The 20,051-nt window shown below is 36.7% G+C and carries 21 protein-coding genes; 10 read left to right on the top strand and 11 right to left on the bottom strand.

The features are described 5' to 3' along the window. Nucleotides 1-8 precede the first annotated feature (8 nt). The 7 genes from hemF (at nucleotide 9) to IWX80_RS06020 (ending at nucleotide 5,932) form a co-directional block, all read left to right on the top strand. The gene (gene hemF / locus IWX80_RS05990) at nucleotides 9-911 is read left to right on the top strand and encodes an oxygen-dependent coproporphyrinogen oxidase (RefSeq protein ID WP_196852574.1); all 903 of its coding nucleotides are present in this window, start codon (nucleotides 9-11) and stop codon (nucleotides 909-911) included. 80 nt (nucleotides 912-991) lie between these two features. Beyond that, nucleotides 992-1,984, top strand: coding sequence for a porphobilinogen synthase (hemB, locus tag IWX80_RS05995; RefSeq protein WP_196852575.1), 993 nt, complete (start codon nucleotides 992-994; stop codon nucleotides 1,982-1,984). A 2-nt stretch (nucleotides 1,985-1,986) separates the two neighbouring features. Further along, nucleotides 1,987-2,496: a DinB family protein gene (locus IWX80_RS06000; RefSeq protein ID WP_196852577.1), complete on the top strand. Its 510-nt coding sequence runs from the start codon at nucleotides 1,987-1,989 to the stop codon at nucleotides 2,494-2,496. A gap of 37 nt (nucleotides 2,497-2,533) precedes the next feature. After that, nucleotides 2,534-2,920 (top strand): c-type cytochrome, encoded by a 387-nt coding sequence (locus tag IWX80_RS06005; RefSeq protein ID WP_113635853.1) that lies wholly within the window; start codon nucleotides 2,534-2,536, stop codon nucleotides 2,918-2,920. A gap of 238 nt (nucleotides 2,921-3,158) precedes the next feature. After that, nucleotides 3,159-3,629, top strand: coding sequence for a methylated-DNA--[protein]-cysteine S-methyltransferase (locus IWX80_RS06010; protein ID WP_196852579.1), 471 nt, complete (start codon nucleotides 3,159-3,161; stop codon nucleotides 3,627-3,629). Between the two features lie 81 nt (nucleotides 3,630-3,710). Further along, nucleotides 3,711-4,424 carry a 3'-5' exonuclease gene (locus IWX80_RS06015; protein WP_099713896.1) on the top strand — a complete coding sequence of 238 codons (714 nt, stop codon included), beginning with the start codon at nucleotides 3,711-3,713 and terminating at the stop codon, nucleotides 4,422-4,424. Between the two features lie 68 nt (nucleotides 4,425-4,492). Then, nucleotides 4,493-5,932 (top strand): nucleoside recognition domain-containing protein, encoded by a 1,440-nt coding sequence (locus tag IWX80_RS06020; protein ID WP_196852580.1) that lies wholly within the window; start codon nucleotides 4,493-4,495, stop codon nucleotides 5,930-5,932. 117 nt (nucleotides 5,933-6,049) lie between these two features. Here IWX80_RS06020 and IWX80_RS06025 read toward each other — a convergent pair whose 3' ends face one another. From IWX80_RS06025 to IWX80_RS06070, 10 genes are all read right to left on the bottom strand, one after another. Beyond that, entirely contained in the window at nucleotides 6,050-6,709 is a 660-nt protein-coding gene (locus IWX80_RS06025; protein ID WP_196852582.1) for a CoA transferase subunit B, read from the bottom strand. A 2-nt stretch (nucleotides 6,710-6,711) separates the two neighbouring features. After that, nucleotides 6,712-7,413 carry a CoA transferase subunit A gene (locus IWX80_RS06030; protein ID WP_196852584.1) on the bottom strand — a complete coding sequence of 234 codons (702 nt, stop codon included), beginning with the start codon at nucleotides 7,411-7,413 and terminating at the stop codon, nucleotides 6,712-6,714. A 185-nt stretch (nucleotides 7,414-7,598) separates the two neighbouring features. After that, nucleotides 7,599-9,908 carry a penicillin-binding protein 1A gene (locus tag IWX80_RS06035; RefSeq protein WP_196852586.1) on the bottom strand — a complete coding sequence of 770 codons (2,310 nt, stop codon included), beginning with the start codon at nucleotides 9,906-9,908 and terminating at the stop codon, nucleotides 7,599-7,601. Between the two features lie 9 nt (nucleotides 9,909-9,917). Further along, on the bottom strand, nucleotides 9,918-10,397 hold the full coding sequence (locus IWX80_RS06040; protein ID WP_113635905.1) for a gliding motility lipoprotein GldH: 480 nt from the start codon (nucleotides 10,395-10,397) through the stop codon (nucleotides 9,918-9,920). Further along, nucleotides 10,381-11,655 (bottom strand): PSP1 domain-containing protein, encoded by a 1,275-nt coding sequence (locus tag IWX80_RS06045; protein WP_196852587.1) that lies wholly within the window; start codon nucleotides 11,653-11,655, stop codon nucleotides 10,381-10,383. Before IWX80_RS06045 ends, IWX80_RS06040 begins: the two co-directional genes overlap by 17 nt. Before the next feature lie 186 nt (nucleotides 11,656-11,841). Next, nucleotides 11,842-13,209, bottom strand: coding sequence for an oxygen-dependent tRNA uridine(34) hydroxylase TrhO (trhO, locus tag IWX80_RS06050; protein WP_196852588.1), 1,368 nt, complete (start codon nucleotides 13,207-13,209; stop codon nucleotides 11,842-11,844). Between the two features lie 164 nt (nucleotides 13,210-13,373). Continuing rightward, nucleotides 13,374-13,784: a BrxA/BrxB family bacilliredoxin gene (locus IWX80_RS06055; protein ID WP_091172289.1), complete on the bottom strand. Its 411-nt coding sequence runs from the start codon at nucleotides 13,782-13,784 to the stop codon at nucleotides 13,374-13,376. A 102-nt stretch (nucleotides 13,785-13,886) separates the two neighbouring features. Next, nucleotides 13,887-15,038: a lycopene cyclase family protein gene (locus IWX80_RS06060; protein WP_196852590.1), complete on the bottom strand. Its 1,152-nt coding sequence runs from the start codon at nucleotides 15,036-15,038 to the stop codon at nucleotides 13,887-13,889. A 36-nt stretch (nucleotides 15,039-15,074) separates the two neighbouring features. After that, the gene (locus tag IWX80_RS06065) at nucleotides 15,075-15,542 is read right to left on the bottom strand and encodes a thioredoxin family protein (RefSeq protein ID WP_196852591.1); all 468 of its coding nucleotides are present in this window, start codon (nucleotides 15,540-15,542) and stop codon (nucleotides 15,075-15,077) included. Continuing rightward, complete coding sequence (locus tag IWX80_RS06070; protein WP_196852957.1) at nucleotides 15,542-17,785, bottom strand: TonB-dependent receptor; 2,244 nt, start codon at nucleotides 17,783-17,785, stop codon at nucleotides 15,542-15,544. The genes IWX80_RS06065 and IWX80_RS06070 overlap by 1 nt, the downstream gene beginning before the upstream one ends. Nucleotides 17,786-17,963: 178 nt before the next feature. On the opposite strand from IWX80_RS06070, the gene IWX80_RS06075 reads away from it, so the two are divergent. Genes IWX80_RS06075 through IWX80_RS06085 form a run of 3 tightly spaced genes read left to right on the top strand, consistent with a single transcriptional unit; the run spans nucleotide 17,964 to nucleotide 19,896 of the window. Continuing rightward, nucleotides 17,964-18,611, top strand: coding sequence for a metal-dependent transcriptional regulator (locus IWX80_RS06075; protein ID WP_196852592.1), 648 nt, complete (start codon nucleotides 17,964-17,966; stop codon nucleotides 18,609-18,611). Between the two features lie 2 nt (nucleotides 18,612-18,613). After that, nucleotides 18,614-19,432 carry a ZIP family metal transporter gene (locus IWX80_RS06080; RefSeq protein WP_113635924.1) on the top strand — a complete coding sequence of 273 codons (819 nt, stop codon included), beginning with the start codon at nucleotides 18,614-18,616 and terminating at the stop codon, nucleotides 19,430-19,432. A 47-nt stretch (nucleotides 19,433-19,479) separates the two neighbouring features. Then, complete coding sequence (locus tag IWX80_RS06085) at nucleotides 19,480-19,896, top strand: hypothetical protein (RefSeq protein ID WP_196852593.1); 417 nt, start codon at nucleotides 19,480-19,482, stop codon at nucleotides 19,894-19,896. A 2-nt stretch (nucleotides 19,897-19,898) separates the two neighbouring features. Here IWX80_RS06085 and IWX80_RS06090 read toward each other — a convergent pair whose 3' ends face one another. Further along, complete coding sequence (locus IWX80_RS06090) at nucleotides 19,899-20,027, bottom strand: FeoB-associated Cys-rich membrane protein (RefSeq protein WP_113635929.1); 129 nt, start codon at nucleotides 20,025-20,027, stop codon at nucleotides 19,899-19,901. Nucleotides 20,028-20,051 lie beyond the last annotated feature (24 nt).

A 20,051-nucleotide genomic window follows, 5' to 3' on the forward strand; every position in this document is an offset into this window, starting at 1 on the left:
AATTTATAATGAAAGAACAATTTTATTCTTACATACAAAACCTTCAAGACCAAATCTGTAAAGGATTGGAAACGGTTGAAGGTCAAGCCAAATTCCGTGAAGACCTTTGGGAGCGTCCGGAGGGTGGAGGAGGAAGAACCCGCGTGATAGAAAACGGAACTGTTTTCGAAAAAGGCGGAGTTAATATTTCGGCAGTTCATGGAAAATTACCCGAAGCCATGCAAAAGATGTTCAATGTAGGCGAAGCTGATTTTTTTGCCTGCGGATTGAGCTTAGTTTTGCACCCAAAAAACCCAATGAATCCAACGGTTCATGCCAATTGGCGTTATTTCGAAATGTACGATGAGAACGGAAACGTAATTCAACAATGGTTTGGTGGTGGGCAGGATTTAACACCTTATTATCTGTTTGAAGAAGATGCGATTCATTTTCATCAAACCTGTAAAACCGCCTGCGACAAACATAATCCGGAGTTTTATCCAAAATACAAGAAACAATGTGATGCCTATTTCTGGAACACTCACAGAAATGAAGCACGCGGAATCGGTGGATTGTTTTTCGATTATTGCAAAGCCACGGATACAATGTCAATGGAGAACTGGTTCAATTTCGTTTCAGAAGTTGGAAATAGTTTCCTCCAAGCGTATGTTCCAATTGTAGAAAAGAGAAAAGATTTAACGTATACTCCAGAACAAAGAACGTGGCAGGAAATCCGCCGTGGTCGTTATGTGGAGTTTAATTTGGTACATGACAAAGGCACTTTATTTGGTCTAAAAACTAACGGAAGAATCGAAAGTATCCTGATGAGTTTGCCGCCGCACGTGCAATGGGTATACGACCATCATGCAGAAGCCGGAAGCGAAGAAGAAAAATTAGTAAACGTATTAGAGAATCCAAGAGATTGGCTTTAGGTTTATTTTAAATTCTGAATTTTAAATTTTAAATGGGTTTAACTTTAAACTTTTAAACCTGAAACTTTAAACAAAAACATATGTTCCCATTACACAGAGGCAGAAGATTAAGAACGAATGAATCCATTAGAAGTTTAGTTCGTGAAACCAGTTTGAGTCCATCGGATTTTATGTTTCCTATGTTTATTGCTGAAGGTGAAAACTACAAAGTAGAAATTCCTTCCATGCCAGGAATATTTCGTCGTTCGATAGATTTAACGGTAGAAGAAGTCAAAGAAATATTTGCATTTGGAATTCGTGCGGTTAATATTTATGTAAAAGTCAGTGAAAATTTAAAAGATAACGAAGGAAATGAAGCTTGGAATCCAAACGGATTAATGCAAAATACCATTCGTGCCATCAAAGCCGCTTGTCCGGAAATGATTGTAATGCCTGATGTAGCTTTGGATCCATATTCTATTTACGGCCATGACGGAATCATTTCAAACGGCGATGTAGAAAACGATTCGACGAACACAGCTTTGGTAAAAATGGCTGTTTCCCATGCACAAGCGGGAGCCGACTTTGTAGCGCCATCGGACATGATGGATGGACGTGTATTGCGTTTGCGCGAAGGTCTGGACGCTGCCGGTTTTCATAACGTAGGAATCATGAGTTATTCAGCAAAATATGCTTCTGCATTTTACGGACCGTTTCGTGATGCATTAGACAGCGCTCCTGTTGATGCCACTGAAATTCCAAAAGACAAGAAAACCTACCAAATGGATTATGCCAATCGTATCGAAGCCATCAAAGAAGCGTTGTGGGATGTGGAAGAAGGCGCTGATATGGTTATGGTAAAACCAGGAATTGCCTATTTAGACATCGTTCGCGAAGTTAAAAACGCGGTAAATGTTCCGGTAACGGTTTACCACGTTTCGGGAGAATATGCGATGATCAAAGCCGCAGCCGAAAGAGGTTGGTTAGACAACGACAAGATTATGATGGAACAATTAATGTGTATCAAACGTGCTGGAGCCAGTTTAATTTCAACTTATTTTGCCAAAGAAGCAGCGATACTTTTAAACAAATAAACATGAAAAAGTGTTTAATAATAGCTGTTTTATTGCTTTCTAATAGCATTTTTGCACAAGTTGAAGTTGTTTCCACTTTCATCGAGAAATGGGATAATTCCAAAGATTATTTAGTAGCCGTTGCAGAAGCTATGCCGGAAGAGAAGTATGATTACAAACCTGCTGCCCGTGAAATGTCATTTAGAGAACAATTATTTCACATACAAGAGAATATGAATTGGTTGAGTACAACGCATTTTTCGGAAGAGAAATATGTGAAAAAAGAACCCGTAAAAGGACTTTCTAAAGCGCAAATAATCCAAGAAATAAAAGCCTCTTTTGATAAAGCAAAAGCATTTGTACAAAAAACTAACGATGCTGAATTATCCCAAAAAGTAGCTTTTTTTGCTGGTCCAAAATCAAAATTACAGATACTCAATTTGATGCAAGACCATGTTACGCACCACAGAGCGCAAATTTTAGTATATTTGAACCTGAATCAAATTCAACCACCCAAATATATTGGTTGGTAATTTCGCAATTTAGATACTTATAATTAAAGAAATTAACATGAGAAAGACGTTGTTTTTATTTGCCGTTTTAGCCTTTGCTTCTTGTAAAAAAGAAGAAGTCAAAAAAGAACCTTTATACCCAACCACTACCGAAGAAGTTGCCCAGACTCCAGAGGAATTAGGGGAGGAAATTTTCAAAGGAAAAGGAAATTGCGTTGCTTGTCATCAAGTAGACAAGAAAGTGATAGGACCAAGCCTGCAGGATATTGCTAAGATTTACAAAGATAAAAATGCTGATATCGTAACGTTTTTAAAGGGCGAAGGTGAACCTATTGTTGACCCAAGCCAATACGAAGTTATGAAAACAAACTTCGCGGTTACTAAAGCGATGTCTGATGATGAATTAAAAGCATTAGAAGCTTACGTTTACTCACATTTGAAATAATCCTGATATTTTTCAGGAGCTAATCCCGCTTTACGCTGTATTCCCGATTAATAAAGACTACGGCTAAAAAGCCTTGTTTTTCTAAATCGGGAGATGTCGCTGCTATCGGGGCTAAAATACAAGAACCATTCGTCTCTGCGAGTGGTTTTTTTTATGTTCAAAACGTTCTGATTTTATTTCTTTCTGAACTTTGTTGCTTCTTTAGGAACAATGTGGTTAATTTTTTTATCTTTAAAATATGGAAACAGCCAACATCAAAACGCCTTTAGGAATTGCCACAATCTTCGGCGATGAAAACGGAATATCAGTAATATCAGTTTCTGATGTAGGCGAAATTTCAACTACAATTCCTGCTGTTTTGCAAGAAGCGGTGAATCAGCTCAACGATTATTTTGAGGGGAAACGAACCGATTTTGACTTTGCACTGAATCCAAAAGGAACTGAATTCCAACAAAAAGTCTGGAAAGGATTACTGGAAATCCCATTTGGAAAAACGTGTAGCTATATGGATTTATCCAAAAAACTGGGTGATGTCAAAGCCATTCGAGCCGTTGCATCTGCTAATGGGAAAAACCCGCTTTGGATTGTCGTTCCGTGTCACAGAGTCATTGGGACAGATGGTTCATTAACAGGATATGCAGGTGGATTATGGCGAAAGAAATGGTTATTAGAACATGAGAATCCAACTACTCAACAAACTCTTTTTTAGTTGTTTGTCAATAAATTTCCTATATTCGTTTAAGAAAATCCGTGCAATTCTTTAAAATCCGCGTCATCTGCGTGCCATAAAATGATAGAAAAAATAAACCTCAATAATATCCTGTTTCTCGATATAGAAACTGTTCCGGAAGCCGAAGATTTCAATGCATTAGATGCTGAAATGAAAGACCTTTGGGAGCATAAAACCCAATACCAGCGCAAAGACGAATACACGCCTGAGGATTTTTATGATCGCGCGGGAATCTGGGCCGAGTTTGGTAAAATCGTTTGTATTTCGGTAGGTTATTTTACCATCAAAGGCGATATTCGGAATTTTAGGGTGACTTCTTTTTTTGGAGAAGAAAAGAAAATATTGTTGGACTTTAATAATTTGCTGAACAATCATTTCAATCAGCCGCAACATGTTTTGTGTGGTCATAATGCTAAGGAATTTGATATTCCGTTCCTTGCCCGACGTATGATTATCAATCAAATTGCCATTCCGAACAAACTGAATTTATTTGGAAAAAAACCATGGGAAATTCCACATTTAGATACGTTGGAATTGTGGAAATTTGGCGATTACAAGCATTTTACTTCCTTAAAGTTAATGTGTAAAGTCCTTGGAATCCCTTCGCCAAAAGGAGACATCGACGGTAGTCAGGTGGGACATGTTTTTTATGTAGATAAAGACATTGACCGCATAGTGACCTATTGTGAGAAAGATACTATCGCTGTAGCGCAAATTTTCCTGAGATTACGGAGAGAAGAATTGTTAATTGAAGACGAGATTATTCATGTGTAAGCATTCTTTCATTGTAATTGATATTTGCAATTGATATTGGTTTATTACATTTACAAAAATTATAGATTATGGTATTGAGTAGATTTTGGTTGGTCATTTTTATTTCAGCAATTGTATTTGTAGTGTTTAGTTTGTTTTCTGGAGACAGTTATACCATTGACCACGTTTTAAACGGAAAGAAAGATGATCCAATTCTGGTTTCGGAGAAATTTGCCGAAGAACTTCCTGCTTACATTAAAGACAGCATTAAGACAGCGCCAGAACAAACCATGATTATCAATCGAGACACACTAAATGCGGATACAACTTATGTTTTTAAAAACAAAACTGTAAAAATCTACAGTGGTGTTCAAAAATCAGATGGTTTATTGCCAACCTGTAAAAGTACTTTGCTAGATTTAGTCCTTCCGTTGATGGCTTATTTGGCTTTTTTCTGTGGATTGATGGAATTGTTAATTATTTCCGGTGCTTCTGGAAAATTAGCTAAAGCATTGAGTCCTGTTTTTGTAAAAGTGTTTCCAAGTATTCCCAAAAACCATCCTTCTATTTCTTATATGACCTTGAATTTTGCTGCTAATTTCTTAGGATTAGATTCTGCTGCAACTCCTTTTGGTCTAAAAGCCATGGAGAGTTTACAAGAGATAAATCCAGAGAAAGACAAGGCCAGTGATGCCCAGATTATGTTCATGTGTTTACATGCTTCGGGTCTTACTTTAATCGCTACATCTATTATAGGGTATCGTGCTGCGGCAAATGCCAGTAATCCTGCGGATGTGATGTTGCCTTGTATTATCACTTCTTTTATTGGTACTATTGCAGCCTTTTTAATTGTTGGAATCAAACAAAGAATCAATTTCAAAAGTGCTTCTTTGGTTATCGTATTGATGGTTTTAATAGCTGCAATTGTTGGTTTGTTGATGTATGTCAATCATTTGGATTTAATTGGAAAAAACTATTTCACCTCTAATCTTTCTGCTTTAATATTAATCGGAATCATTGCTTTTACATTGATCTTTTCTTTTATTCATGAGAAAAAATTTACTGAAGCATCTACAACCGTTTTTGAAAGTTTTGTTGTGGGAGCCAATAATGGTGTGAAAACCGGAGTGACTATTTTTCCTTATGTTTTGGGAATGCTGGTTGCTATTTCTTTATTTAGAAACAGTGGTTTATTTGAAATTATTAGCAATTGGATCGCTTTCATTTTTTCTAATATGGGAGTAAGTAAGGAAATCACGGATGCTTTACCGGTTGCTTTGCTTCGTCCCTTTAGTTCTGCAGGATCAAGAGGGTTTTTGATTGACTCGATGAATACTTTTGGTGCCGATTCCTTAACGGCGAGATTGAGTAGTATTTTTCAATGTAGTGCCGAAAGTACTTTTTATGTGATAGCCGTTTATTTTGGTTCTGTAAATATTAAAAACACACGTTACGCACTAGGAACGATGCTTATAGTAGATTTAATCTGTGTGATTACGGCTATTTTTGTTGCGACTTGGTTTTTCTAAAAATAGGATTTTTGAATTGAATTGATTTTGGATACAATCCCAAATCCAATCAAAAAAAAACCGCAATCTCAATAGTTAATTGAGACTGCGGTTTTGTATTTTATAAGAGTGTTTATTTTAATCTATTTCCATTTCTGGAACATCACCTTCAATAATTAAAGTTGCTTCAGTAGAAGCTATAATATGTTCTACGGTTACACCTGGAGCACGTTCCAATAATTTGAAACCTTGTGGCGTTACTTCTAAAACGGCTAATTCAGTGACTACTTTTTTAACGCAGCCTACGCCGGTTAATGGTAACGTACATTTTTTAAGTATCTTAGATTCTCCAGCTTTATTAACATGCATCATGGCTACAATAATATTCTCAGCAGAAGCCACTAAATCCATTGCGCCCCCCATTCCTTTGACCATTTTACCGGGAATTTTCCAATTGGCAATATCACCATTTTCGGCAACTTCCATGGCGCCAAGGATTGTTAAGTCAACATGTTGTCCGCGTATCATTCCAAAACTGAATGCGGAGTCAAAGAAACTTGCTCCGGGCAAAGTAGTGATGGTTTGTTTTCCTGCATTGATTAAATCAGCATCTTCATCGCCTTCAAAAGGGAATGGACCCATACCTAGAATTCCGTTTTCACTTTGAAATTCAACGTCAATTCCTTCGGGGATATAATTAGCAACTAATGTTGGAATCCCGATTCCGAGATTCACGTAATAGTTGTGTTTTAATTCTTTTGCAATACGTTTTGCAATTTGATTTTTATCTAAAGCCATAATTAGAAAATTTTTCTCACGGTTCTTTGTTCAATTCTTTTTTCATATTTCTCGCCTTGAAAAATTCTATTTACAAGTATTCCCGGAATATGAATTTCGTTTGGATCTAAACTTCCTGCAGGCAATAATTCTTCAACTTCGGCAATGGTTATTTTTGCTGCTCCGGCCATGCAAGGGTTGAAGTTTCTTGCAGTTCCTTTGAAAACTAGGTTTCCGGCTTCGTCACCTTTCCATGCTTTTACAATGGCAAAATCAGAGTTGAAAGCGTGTTCCATAACATGCATTTTACCATTAAATTCACGAACTTCTTTACCTTCGGCTACTTCAGTTCCATAACCGGCTGGTGTGAAAAAAGCCGGAATTCCTGCTTGTGCCGCACGACAACGTTCTGCTAAAGTTCCTTGAGGAATAAGATCTACTTCTAGTTCTCCAGAAAGCATCTGACGTTCGAATTCGGCATTTTCGCCTACGTAAGAAGAAATCATTTTTTTTATTTGGCGCTTTTGCAAAAGAAGTCCAAGACCAAAATCATCAACACCTGCATTATTTGAAATACACGTTAAATCCGTAGTTCCTTTTTTTACTAATTCGGCGATAGAATTTTCTGGAATACCACATAATCCAAAACCGCCAAGCATTATAGTCACCCCGTTTTCAATTCCTTGAAGGGCATCCTGAACGTTATTTACTTTTTTGTTAATCATATAAGTGATTTGCTATTTGTCGAATATTTATCTAATGATGAATTTTGTTTTAAGTTGTCTAGGAATCTCAAGATATAGTTCCATGGTCGAATGCCCTAGCCCAGATAGCAGTGAAAATCCTTTTTGAGGTTTTGTACCGAAAAAAAGATTGCAACATATAGCTGGAATAGCTCCTAATGAAAATTTTACAATTCAAATTCTTCGGTATCTTGTTCTACGGCCGTCGTGTCTACTACTTTTCTAGGTACGTAACAGTCTACTTTTATCGAGAGATTTGCAGGTCTTTCAAAGCTTTCCTTAGAAACTTTAAGGGCTGGATCAGCATAACAGAGTTTCATAAAATAACCCCAAACTGGCAATGCTGCTGTGGCTCCCTGACCGTAAGTGATGCTTTTGAAACGTGCCGAACGGTCTTCACAACCTACCCAAACTCCAGTTACCAGATTAGGAACCATTCCCATAAACCAACCATCAGATTGGTTTTGAGTAGTTCCTGTTTTTCCTGCAATTGGATTTTTGAAAGAGTACGGGTAACCTGTCCAACGGTTGTCTCCGTTACCGCCGCCAGTAGTTCGTAAACGGTCTCCAGAACCGCCTTCGGTTACACCTTCAAGCAATTTGACAACTGCATAAGCGATATCTTTATTTAAAACATCATGAGACTCAGGAATTGGTTCGTAGATTATCACGCCACTTTTATCTTCAATTTTAGATATAAATTGTGGTTTCATATAAACGCCTTGATTGGCAAAAGTGCTATAAGCAGCAACCATGTCTTCAACAGTTATTTCTACTGCTCCCAAAGCAATGGAAGGCTGCAAAGGAATCTCTGATTTTACACCTAATTTGTGTGCTAAATCAACAACAGCTTCTGGACCTACTTTGTCCATTAATTTTGCTGAAACAGTGTTTATAGAATTGGCCAAACCTCTTTTCAAAGTAACCATTCCGCGGTATCTGTTGTCGGAGTTTTTTGGTTCCCAATCTTCCGTAACATTATGACGCCCTTTTCGAATCATGAATGGTCCATCAATAATTGAGTCACACGGAGACATATTCAGTTGTTCGATAGCGGTCGCGTAAACGAATGGTTTGAATGTAGAACCCACTTGTCTGGCACCTTGCCCTACGTGATCGTACTGAAAATATTTATAATTGATTCCACCAACCCAAGCTTTTATATTACCGGTTTGTGGCTCCATTGCCATCAATCCGGATTGCAAAAAGTGTTTGTAATAGCGAATAGAATCCAGTGGTGTCATGATGGTGTCTTTTTCTCCTTTCCAAGAAAAGACGGTCATTTTTGCTTTTTCACTGAATGATTTTATAATTTCCTCCTCGCTTTTGTCCATTGATTTCATCACTGCCCAACGGTTAGAGGATTTCATCGCTTGATTTAATATTTTTTGTGTTTCAGCGGTTGAAATGTTCACAAAAGGAGCATTTTTATTTCCTTTAGATTGAATGAAAAACTCTTCTTGAAGGTTTGCCATATGCGCCGAAACCGCTTCTTCAGCGTGTAATTGCATTCTGGAATCAATCGTAGTGTAAATTTTCAGACCGTCTTTGTAAATATCATAATCAGAACCATCCGATTTTTTATTTTCTTCGGCCCATTTTTTCATGTAATCACGTAGGTATTCTCTGAAATAGGTCGCCGTTCCGTCTTTATGCGTCTCTAATTTGAAATTCAATTTTATCGGTAAACTTTGCAGCCTTTCTTTTTCAGCTTCGGTAATGATTTTTCCTTTTTGCATTTGCAAAAGCACTACGTTTCTGCGGTTTTTTACACCTTGTGGATTTCTGATAGGATTATATAAACCAGAATTTTTAAACATTCCCACTAATATAGCTGATTCGCTGATGGTTAAATCCTTTGGTTCTTTAGAAAAATAAGTTTTAGCAGCTGAACTGACACCAACAGAATTGTTTCCAAAATCATACACGTTGCAATACATGGCAATGATTTCATTTTTAGTGTATTGTCTTTCTAATCGAATAGCGATAATCCATTCTTTTATTTTTTGTACAATTCTAAAAGGCAAAAATTTAGATCCTTCTCCGTGAAATAATTGCTTGGCTAATTGCTGTGTCAATGTACTTGCTCCACCACTGGTTCCAAAACTAGAAACAGCACGTAAAGTTCCTCTTGCATCAATACCGGAATGATCATAAAAACGAGCATCTTCGGTAGCAATTAAAGCTTGAACTAAATTTTTTGGTAAATCGGAATATTTTAGTTGCGATCTATTTTTTTCGAAATATTTACCCAAAACCACTCCGTCAGCCGAAATGATTTCTGTCGCTAAGTTAGAATCGGGATTTTCTAAGTCTTCAAAAGAAGGCATAGAACCGAAGATTCCCCAAGAAGCAAACAGGAAAAATAAACCTACACTTCCGAGGCCGATAAAGAATATTTTCCAAAATTTCCTTTGATAATGTGCAACATCTTTGACAGTACCTTTTGCTTGATTGTTATTTTTTTTGATAGCCATAATACTATTTTATTCTTTTTTTTCTATTCTAAAACCTACCTCTGTAATTCCATCTAAAGCTGTCACACCCGGAACTTTTCCGTTTTCTCTCACCGCCTGTTTGATGTGGACTTTGTATTTTGAGCGGAACTTTACATTCTCCTTATAAAAGAGTTTGCTTTCTTTTATGTCCGTAAATCCATCGCCTAATAATGTTCCGTCCGGATCTGCCATTTGGTATTCAAGCGTGTCCACTTTTGTAAAACCATTTGGTAGTTCTAAAGCCACGATTAAAAACAAATTATTGTATTGATAATCGTTATTAGCCCTTAAATTCACAAATAAATTGTATCGTTTTGTGGAATCTAATTCCGGTAAATTGAAGGTAACAATGCTGTCTTTATGCCAGCTGCTTCCAACAGACTTATATTCATCAAAAACTCTTTTTTTATCACATGAAGAAAAGAGAATCACCACTAAAAGAAGTAAAGCGCTATTTTTTATCCACATTTTTAGTAATAATTATTGGTTTTCTAGGCTCTGCAGGTTTTTTATCAGCAGGAGCTTGGCGGTTATTGTTTGCAGGTTTATTGTTATTTGCAGGCTTATTATTATTGGCTACAATTACATTTTCTCCCGCAGGTTTGCGTTTTTTATTTGGTTTTTTCTTTGCTTTAGGTTGGTCAAAACGTGTTAAACTTTCCTGCCCCATAGCATTATTAAAGTTTTTCTCTGGCTCAACAATTAACTCAATAGCATAATCTTCTAACGAAGAAACTTTATTTTTTAATTTGTTTTCAGCAACAATTTCTTTGACCTGATCAATTTTCAATACATGCCAATTGGCGAAGTTATTGGTATAAGCAAACCACATTAAACCTTTGAAAATATCTTGTTTCTGACAAATAGCATCTCCTTTTTCGGTAACTAATTTTGTTTCGAAATCAGGGAAATGTTTCAAAGCATCCATGTACGTATCTAGCTCATAATTCAAGCAGCATTTTAACTTTCCGCATTGTCCAGCCAGTTTTTGTGGGTTCAAAGACAGTTGTTGGTAACGCGCCGCGGAGGTGTTTACACTTCTAAAATCCGTCAACCAAGTTGAACAACACAGCTCTCTTCCGCAAGAACCAATTCCGCCTAAACGAGCTGCTTCCTGACGGAAACCTACTTGTTTCATCTCGATACGAGTGCTGAATTCTTTAGCAAAATCCTTAATTAAAGCTCTAAAGTCAATACGGTCATTTGCAGTGTAATAAAACGTAGCTTTTGATCCATCACCTTGAAATTCAATATCCGAAATTTTCATTTCCAGTTTTTGAGCAATCGCCAGTTCACGTGCCCGAACCTTCATAGGCTCTTCACGATCTCTTGCTGCTGACCAAATATCAATATCTTTTTGGGATGCTTTTCTATATATTTTCGGAATTTCATTGCTTGCAGGATTGGCTCCTTTTTTCTTCATTTGAATTTTAACTAATTCTCCTGTCAAAGTTACAATTCCAATATCGTGACCCGGAGAAGCAACAGTAGCAACGATGTCGCCCATGCTTAACGTTAATTTCTCTGTATTGCGGTAAAATTCTTTTCGTCCGTTTTTGAAACGTACTTCAACACAGTCAAAAGGTGCGTCGCCATTAGGCAAACTCATATTAGAAAGCCAATCGAATACCGTTAATTTATTGCAGCTATCGGTGCCGCAAGTCCCATTATTTTTACAACCCTTAGGTGCGCCACCATCAGAAGTTGAACAACTTGTACATGCCATAATCTTATATGTAGTGTTGCGACGAGCACAACTTAAGTTCTTAAAACGTTTAATGTGTAAAGATAGTATTTTTTAATTTTACGGAACAACGCCTATTTGTGCCAATACATCATAAAATTTTAATAAAAAAACCCATTACAAATCAGCTTGTAATGGGTTAATTTCATAGGATTTTATCCTAAATATTTAATCTGTAATTTTATATAATTTATCAGATAATCGAATTCGGAATGGCAATTTGAAGGTACAAGTATCTCCCGAAACTGCTTTTTCTTGTGCTAAATCGTTCACCAGCATTTCTTCGATTACTACTTTTTGTTCTCCGGTTGTGGAACCTTTGATTAAAATCGTATCGCCAATTTTGATTTCATTTTCTTCAATTAAAAATTGACCAATACTTGCTTTTGGAAAAAAATGTGTTCCTTTTCCAATATAAACTTTCTTAACTTTTGGTTCTTTTTTAACGGCAGTCCCGACGCTTCGGGATGGTTTTTCTGCAACAAAAACACCGTGCGTTTCTTCGTTGTTTTTGAAAGTCAAAACGTCTGATTTTCCTTTTTTGAAAATCTTATTGCCGTTTTTAATTCCTCTGCGAATGGCTTTTTGCTCTTCTTCCGGCAAATGAATCACGCTCACACATTCAGCAGAACAGCAACCTTCCATTTTTTCTTTGCAAGAATCACATTGGATAAAAAGCAAATGACAGCCTTCGTTCACGCAATTCGTATGCACGTCACAAGGTTCACCACATTGATGGCATTGGGAAACAATATCGTCCGTTATTCTTTCGCCCAAGCGGTGATCAAATACGAAGTTTTTACCAATGAATTTACTTTCTAATCCTTCGGCTTTTACTTGGCGCGTATATTCAATAATTCCGCCTTCGAGTTGGTACACGTTTTCAAAACCTTTGTGTTTGAAATAAGCACTGGCTTTCTCGCAACGAATTCCTCCGGTGCAATACATCAATAGTTTTTTGTCTTGTTTGTGTTCAGCAAGTTGTTCTTCGATGATTGGTAATGATTCCCGAAAAGTATCTACATCTGGTTTTATGGCTTTGGTAAAATGTCCAATTTCACTTTCGTAATGATTTCGCATATCGACCACAATCGTGTTTGGGTCTTCTAGAAGTTCATTAAATTCAGCTGCTTTTAAGTGAATTCCAATATTCGTAACATCAAAAGTTTCATCAACTAAACCATCAGCTACAATCTTGTCACGGACTTTTACTGTAAGCTTCAAAAACGAGTGATCATCTTGTTCTACTGCAATATTCAATCGGATTCCTTTCATGAAATCGTAGACTTCGATGGAATCTTTGAATGCGTAGAAATTATCGGCAGGCAATGATAATTGGGCGTTGATTCCCTCATTGGCGACATAAATTCGACCCAAAACTTCAAGAGAGTTCCACGCCAGAAATAATTCGTTACGAAATTGTGTTGGATTTGAGATTTGCGCATAAGCATAGAAAGACAGCGTAAGACGTTGTTTTCCGGCATCATCAATCATGATGGCTCTTTCCTCTGCGCTTAATGTGTTATACAGTTGCATGCTATAAACAGTTTTAAGTTGAGAAATATATTTTTTGCAAAAGTAGCCAAAAAGGTTTAAAGAGGCAAAGTTTTGAAGGAACTAAGGTTTACAAATTTTACAAATAAAAAACCCTTTCAAAGTTTTACACTCTGAAAGGGTTGATTTATACTATAATGTAAATTTTAGCAATACTCGTTGAAAGCGTCTTTCAAGTTTTCAGCAATTAGTTCTGCTGGACGACCTTCAATGTGGTGACGCTCTAGCATGTGCACTAATTCTCCGTTTTTGAACAAAGCCATACTTGGCGATGATGGAGGAAAAGGGAACATGTGTTGTCTTGCAGCATCAACTGCATCTTTGTCAACACCTGCAAAAACAGTGATTAAATGGTCTGGTTTTTTAGCGCCATCTAAACTCATTTTTGCTCCTGGACGTGCGTTTCTAGCAGCACAACCACAAACCGAATTTACAACTACAAGCGTTGTTCCTTCTAATTTCATTGCGTTTTCTACTGCTTCAGCACTATGTAAATCTTGAAAACCTGCAGCTGTTAATTCCGCTTGCATTGGTTTTACCATTTCTTCTGGATACATATCTTTTTTATTTTAAATCAATAATAAATTCTAGTTGCAAAGTTACAAAGTTTACAATCAAGAATTGGAGTTCAATTATAAAGTTTTGTTATAGTTTGATTGTTATTTTATTGCTTTGAAAGCCACATGAAAAATAGCTTTAATAAATAGCATTTTTGGACATTTTAAAATCACCTGAATGTCTTCAATAAAAGAGGTTTCCTCGTCTAAGAATTTAAAAATCAAACTTGGATTTCCTTTCTTGAACATCGAAGAAAAAATGTGGGAACCCAATTCGTTTTTTCGGTCTAAAATATCTAATAATAATAAATCATAAAACCAGAATTTGGACTTTTTATGAAATTTGGTGAAGTCGGTTTCCCTTTGAAGAAACGCCACTAATTCACTTGATTTTTTATCGGAATTTTTGAAAGTATAACCGGTACTTGCTTTGGTCCAACCGCCGGAAGTTCCTATATTTAGTACGTTTTTAGTATTCGCTTTCCAAAAAGGATAACACGTCATCGGGATGCTGCCTTGCTCTTTTTCGACGATTTCATAATTCGTTATCCCCAATTTTTCGATGTATTGCTGGATTTCGTTTTCGTATTCCTCCGTCTTTAAATGCTGGTGCGAAAACAAAGTGTATTCCAGTAAAGCTTCGGTTTTTGATGTGGGCAACACGTACATAAAACGAGTATTTCCTTTTTGCTCTACCGAAAAATCCATAAAAGTAGCTTGCTCTGAATTGAAAACAAGCTGTTCACTTTTGATAAACCAGCCAATAAAATGCTGTTGTAAAACAGGATATTTCGTCTGGCTTTCTGCTTTGTGTCTGTTGTAAATACTGTTGAATAATTTTGAGCACGAAAAGGATTCACTTTCGGTTTGTACCAGAATTATAGTTTCGGATTCTTCAATTTCTAAGACTTTATTAGTTAGAAAAGTGATATTTTCTTGTTTCGAAAGCAAGTCAAATACCTGCGTGTAAAAATCCAGTCCTTTGACCATATTGTAGTGATACGGTTGCAAGTCTAAATCCCTGCGAAAGTTTTCATTGGCAAACAAAGCCGAATCCCATTTCTTTGAAATTGATTGTTCCCAAAGTGAATCGTTCGTTTTCCAAAAACACCATGTTCTGTCGTTGGTTTTTTTAGTATTTTCATCCAATAATAAAATACTCTTGTCCTTAAATGTACCGGATTGTACCATTTTATACACGGTCATCAAAGCCGATAATCCTGCGCCGGTAAAAATATAATCGTAGTGTTTCATTTGGGAATTTGACATTTCCCCCAAAAATAGGCAATTTTATTCTTTTAGTTTGGCTAAAATCAGCTTTAATTCTTTTGGTTTTAAGTAGCCACTGTGCTGAAAAATAATTTCGTTTTCACTGTTCAAAACACACAAAACAGGAAAGTTCAATTGCTTATTTATTGTTCCTAATGAGATGGCCAGTTCATGTGTTCCGGAGTTATTTCCCGTAGGTTTGAATTGAAAAGTGGTTTTGTTGAAAACAACTGTTCGCTTTTCTTCGGCATTGAAATCAACAAAATAAAAACCAGTGTTAAGCTCCTTGATGATTTCCTCGTTTTTGAAAGTGGTGTTTTTCATTGCATGACAAAATTGACACCAATCGGTTTGAATGAAAACAATCGTTTTTTTCTTTTCAATACGTTGTAAACTGTAGATTTCTTCGAATGAAACTGAATGCAATTGTGCGAATCCAGCCGGAATCGCACAGCATAAAAGCAACAGTACATAAAGATTCTTTTTCATTATTTTAAGGTATAGCGAAGTCCGAAAAAGCTTCTGATTCCTTGGTTCGGTCCATAGACATAAGTTGTGTCAAATGTTAATCCATAAGGATTTTCAGGTGTTGCCAGCACTTGACCGTTCGTATCGTACGTTACATTTTTATCAAAAGGATCATTGGTTCTAGCAATCAAAAACGGGTTATTTTGTTTGGGTAAAAAGTTCAACAGGTTTTTAATTCCGGCGTACAATTCAAAGTTTTTCAAGCCAGAATACGTGAATTGAATGTTTTGCAAACTGTACCAAGGCGATTCCTGAGCGCGAGGATCTAAAGCGCTCAAAAGAGGCAATTGCATCGGGCTGTACACATTTCCGGTGTAATCTACATTCAAATCAAGTGATTGAATTTTATATGAAACGCTCCAGGTAGCCGTAAATTTTTCGGTTAGAAAAGGTGTTTCTTTTCGGCCATTTTCAACGTTTTTATTGTCTAACAAGGAAGCGCCAGTGATAATTTTTAATCCATTTGGAAAATTGAAATCGATATTTGTACTGATTCCTTGGCTTATCGCATAACCGTTGATGTTGTCATAAATAATTTGGTTGGGATTGGTATCATAATCCGACACAATTTTATTGCTGAATCGCGTATGGAAAAAGGAAGTTTCAATTCCAATAAAGGTCCCGTTATCAAAATTTATCTTCTTGATATAATTCAAATTGGCATTTATGGATTGTTCCGGTTTCAGGTTATTGGCAATTATAATTTCACGAGCACCAGTCAAAGCAGCATGATCTTCGGTAAATAAATTCACCACTCTAAAACCCGTTCCAGCATTCAAACGAATGATATTATTGTCGTTCAATTTCCATTTATACGCGATTCTTGGCGTTAGGATACTTCCGTGAAAAGAGTTGTAATCGTAACGCATTCCCAGTAATAGCTTGTGTTTTTCAGTAAAAGTGATTTCGTCTTGAACAAAAATTCCCGGTAGCCACGTTTTTTCTGGGTTGTTGTTTCCCAGTTTTGAAGTTGCCGGTGTATTGTCATCGTAATAATTGTAACGGGTGGCAATTCCGGTAAGCAAATCATTTTTTCCTATTTTTTTGTCCCAAGTCAATTGTAGAAAACCGATTTTTTGATTGGCTATATAACTCGTTGTGCCGTAGCGGCTGTCTTGAAAATGTACATTCCCTGAAAAAGACAGCATCAGTTTTTCCTGAAAAGGCAATTGGTAACTTCCAATCAATTCCGCTCGTTTGGTATAAATGCTTTCGCCATAGATTTCGTCTTCGCCGCGGTGTTTTTTCTCCCAACGCACATCCCCGCCAAAACGGTCTTCATAAACGCCACGCGCCGCAATGGTAAACAATCGATTTTCTTTTCTGTCGAAAGTCCATTTTTGAAAAAGGGAAATTCGGTCAGAAAGGGAAACATCAGTAAAACCGTCGTTATCGTTGTCAGTTTTTTGATTGTAGCTGAAATAATTTAAACCTAAAAGTGCCGTGGCTTTCTTGCCAACATTGAGTTTCACTCCTAAATCAACATTGGTTTCCAACCAAGAAGTAGTAAACACATCCGTGGAGAATAGGGGAGCGCTTGTTGGGTTTTTAGTAATGATGTTGATCAAACCGCCCACAGCTTCGCTGCCGTATAAAGACGAAGCGGGACCTTTTACGATTTCAATTCGTTCCACCAATGAATTTGGAATTCCTGATAAGCCATACACCGTGGATAAACTGCTCACGATAGGCATTCCGTCGATTAGAACCAAAGTATACGGACCTTCCAGCCCATTAATATGAATATCACCGGTATTGCAAACGCCACAATTCAGTTGCGGCCGGACTCCATTTACATTCTGTAATGCTTCATAAATACTGGCTGTTGGGTTTTTCTTGAAAAATATTGGAGAATAAACTTCGACAGGAACAGCACTTTCTAATCTTTTTACCGCTTTTAATGTTCCCGAAACCACTACTTCGTTGAGTTGGTTTTCGGTACTAGAAAGTTCAAAATCCTGAATGTTGCTTTCATTACTTTTGACAATTATATTCTTTTTTAAAGTTTGAAAACCGTCTGCAACAATTTGTAATTTATAATTTCCCTCAGCAATATCCGCTATGCTGTAATTTCCCAAACTATCCGTTTGGGTGGCGTATTTTGTTCCAATCAAAAATACATGAGCCTCCGAAACTCCTTTTTTTTCTGATGAAACAATTCCCGAAAGACTCGTTTTTTCTTGGCTGTAGCCAAAGTGGAACATCAGAAAAATTGATATAATATATAATTTTTTCACTGTACTTAAATTAAATTTAGACAAAGCTAAAAATTATATTTTGCAAAACAAATTTTTTAATTACATTTGTATCAATAACTTAATTGATTTAGCGAGAAGTCTGAAATATGAAATTAAAAAACGTTAATCTTCAATCTTAAATTAAATGACCTTTTCAGAAGAAAATTATCTCAAGACCATTTACCACCTTACTTCCGTTTCGGATGCAGATATTAGCACTAATGCCATTGCTGAAAAAATGGAAACCAAAGCATCGTCCGTTACTGATATGCTTAAGAAACTCTCCGAAAAAGACTTAGTGAACTACGTAAAGTACCAAGGCGTTTCCCTTACTGATAAAGGGAAATTAGCGGCGAAGATGATCGTTAGAAAACACCGTCTTTGGGAATGTTTTCTGGTGGAGAAATTGGATTTTTCTTGGGATGAGGTGCACGATATTGCGGAACAATTGGAACACATCAAATCTGAAAAACTCATCAATAAACTCGATGATTTTCTCGGAAATCCTACCGAAGATCCGCACGGAGATCCCATTCCGGATGCTCAAGGAAGAATTATAAAAGTAGAAAAACAACTGCTTTCTGAATTCGAGAAAAACCAAATCGGGATTTGTGTGGGTGTCAAAGATACTTCTTCTGATTTTTTAAAATATTTAGACAAACAAGAAATTGCTTTGGGTTCCCAAATTGAAATTATCGAAAAGGAAAGTTTTGATTCCTCTTTCAGAATTCGGGTTGGAACCAAAGAAATAACCATTTCAAATAAAATAGCCAGTAATTTATATATCAAATAATTATGTTTCAATCTATAGTAGATTATTTCACAAGCATCGACCCAATATTAGCCGCTTTGTATGCGAGTTTGTTCACGTGGTTTCTGACCGCGTTAGGAGCTTCGTTTGTTTTTATGTTTAAAACCATGAATCGTACTGTTCTTGACGGAATGCTCGGGTTTACGGGAGGTGTTATGGTTGCGGCCAGTTTTTGGAGTTTATTGGCTCCAGCCATAGAAATGACGGGTGGTGAAGGATTTGCGAAAGTTATTCCTGCAGCTTTTGGTTTTTTCCTTGGTGCGCTTTTTATATTTGGAATTGATAAAGTGTTGCCGCATTTGCATATCAATTTTAAAGTTACCGAAGGAATCAAATCGCCTTGGCAACGTACCACATTGTTGGTTTCCGCAATTACACTGCACAATATTCCGGAAGGATTGGCGGTTGGAGTTCTTTTTGGTGGTGTTGCTGCCGGGATTCCAGAAGCTTCTATCGCGGGTGCTGTTACGTTAGCAATTGGTATTGGAATTCAAAATTTTCCAGAAGGAATTGCTGTTGCCATGCCGTTGCGCAGAATGGGAATGAGCCGATGGAAAAGTTTTATGTACGGACAATCTTCAGCATTAGTAGAGCCGGTTGCCGCTGTTTTGGGTGCTTTTGCAGTAACATTTTTTACCCCAATTTTACCGTACGCTTTGGCTTTTGCAGCAGGCGCGATGATTTTTGTAGTGGTCGAGGAAGTGATTCCGGAAACACAACAGGACAAAAATACGGATATTGCCACGCTTGGATTCGTTGGAGGATTTATCGTGATGATGGTTTTGGATGTTGCTTTGGGGTAAGAATGTATTGGTTTTAAAAAGAATATAGTAATCCGTAAACATAACGTATGAAAAAGTCAATTCTATTCCTTTTTATGATGATCAGCAGTGTAGCTTTGGCGCAAAGCCCAAAATCACAAAAAGTTAAATACACAACTATAAAGCAAAAAGTATGTCCTAATCAAAAAGGATTTCAGTTGGTTTTAAAGGCAATTGTTTCTGATTCTCGTTGCCCTGAAGGTGTGACTTGTATTTGGGCGGGAGAAGTTAGTGCTGTTGTTTCGGTCTACAAAGATTCAAAATGGATTGAAGATACGACTTTAGTGTTTTCGATGAAAAACGAAGAAGACAATAAAAAGTGGTTCACTAAATATCTGCCTGAAAAACAAAAGAAGATAAAAAACATTGGTGTAGTGCCGTATCCAAAAGAAGGAAGCAAGATTAATCCGGAAGAGTATTATCTGAAAATTGGTTATCTAAAGTAATATTAGCTACAACCACAATCACCGCTGCCACAATCTTTATCGGATTTTTTCTTTTTGAAAAAGAATTTTTTAATCAAAAAAGTCAGTGCTATTCCGAGTGCTAAAAAAGCTAAAATTTCTTGAATTTCCATATTGTAAATATAAGAAAAAGCAAC

The sequence above is a fragment of the Flavobacterium sp. CAN_S2 genome, assembly GCF_015752255.1.
Taxonomy (GTDB): domain Bacteria; phylum Bacteroidota; class Bacteroidia; order Flavobacteriales; family Flavobacteriaceae; genus Flavobacterium.

What these genes read in the sequence shown, in the direction of transcription:
- hemF (WP_196852574.1), top strand. Translation starts at nt 9, where the DNA reads ATGAAAGAACAATTTTATTCTTACATACAAAACCTTCAAGACCAAATC.
- hemB (WP_196852575.1), top strand. Translation starts at nt 992, where the DNA reads ATGTTCCCATTACACAGAGGCAGAAGATTAAGAACGAATGAATCCATT.
- IWX80_RS06000 (WP_196852577.1), top strand. Translation starts at nt 1,987, where the DNA reads ATGAAAAAGTGTTTAATAATAGCTGTTTTATTGCTTTCTAATAGCATT.
- IWX80_RS06005 (WP_113635853.1), top strand. Translation starts at nt 2,534, where the DNA reads ATGAGAAAGACGTTGTTTTTATTTGCCGTTTTAGCCTTTGCTTCTTGT.
- IWX80_RS06010 (WP_196852579.1), top strand. Translation starts at nt 3,159, where the DNA reads ATGGAAACAGCCAACATCAAAACGCCTTTAGGAATTGCCACAATCTTC.
- IWX80_RS06015 (WP_099713896.1), top strand. Translation starts at nt 3,711, where the DNA reads ATGATAGAAAAAATAAACCTCAATAATATCCTGTTTCTCGATATAGAA.
- IWX80_RS06020 (WP_196852580.1), top strand. Translation starts at nt 4,493, where the DNA reads ATGGTATTGAGTAGATTTTGGTTGGTCATTTTTATTTCAGCAATTGTA.
- IWX80_RS06025 (WP_196852582.1), bottom strand. Translation starts at nt 6,709, where the DNA reads ATGGCTTTAGATAAAAATCAAATTGCAAAACGTATTGCAAAAGAATTA.
- IWX80_RS06030 (WP_196852584.1), bottom strand. Translation starts at nt 7,413, where the DNA reads ATGATTAACAAAAAAGTAAATAACGTTCAGGATGCCCTTCAAGGAATT.
- IWX80_RS06035 (WP_196852586.1), bottom strand. Translation starts at nt 9,908, where the DNA reads ATGGCTATCAAAAAAAATAACAATCAAGCAAAAGGTACTGTCAAAGAT.
- IWX80_RS06040 (WP_113635905.1), bottom strand. Translation starts at nt 10,397, where the DNA reads ATGTGGATAAAAAATAGCGCTTTACTTCTTTTAGTGGTGATTCTCTTT.
- IWX80_RS06045 (WP_196852587.1), bottom strand. Translation starts at nt 11,655, where the DNA reads ATGGCATGTACAAGTTGTTCAACTTCTGATGGTGGCGCACCTAAGGGT.
- trhO (WP_196852588.1), bottom strand. Translation starts at nt 13,209, where the DNA reads ATGCAACTGTATAACACATTAAGCGCAGAGGAAAGAGCCATCATGATT.
- IWX80_RS06055 (WP_091172289.1), bottom strand. Translation starts at nt 13,784, where the DNA reads ATGTATCCAGAAGAAATGGTAAAACCAATGCAAGCGGAATTAACAGCT.
- IWX80_RS06060 (WP_196852590.1), bottom strand. Translation starts at nt 15,038, where the DNA reads ATGAAACACTACGATTATATTTTTACCGGCGCAGGATTATCGGCTTTG.
- IWX80_RS06065 (WP_196852591.1), bottom strand. Translation starts at nt 15,542, where the DNA reads ATGAAAAAGAATCTTTATGTACTGTTGCTTTTATGCTGTGCGATTCCG.
- IWX80_RS06070 (WP_196852957.1), bottom strand. Translation starts at nt 17,785, where the DNA reads ATGTTCCACTTTGGCTACAGCCAAGAAAAAACGAGTCTTTCGGGAATT.
- IWX80_RS06075 (WP_196852592.1), top strand. Translation starts at nt 17,964, where the DNA reads ATGACCTTTTCAGAAGAAAATTATCTCAAGACCATTTACCACCTTACT.
- IWX80_RS06080 (WP_113635924.1), top strand. Translation starts at nt 18,614, where the DNA reads ATGTTTCAATCTATAGTAGATTATTTCACAAGCATCGACCCAATATTA.
- IWX80_RS06085 (WP_196852593.1), top strand. Translation starts at nt 19,480, where the DNA reads ATGAAAAAGTCAATTCTATTCCTTTTTATGATGATCAGCAGTGTAGCT.
- IWX80_RS06090 (WP_113635929.1), bottom strand. Translation starts at nt 20,027, where the DNA reads ATGGAAATTCAAGAAATTTTAGCTTTTTTAGCACTCGGAATAGCACTG.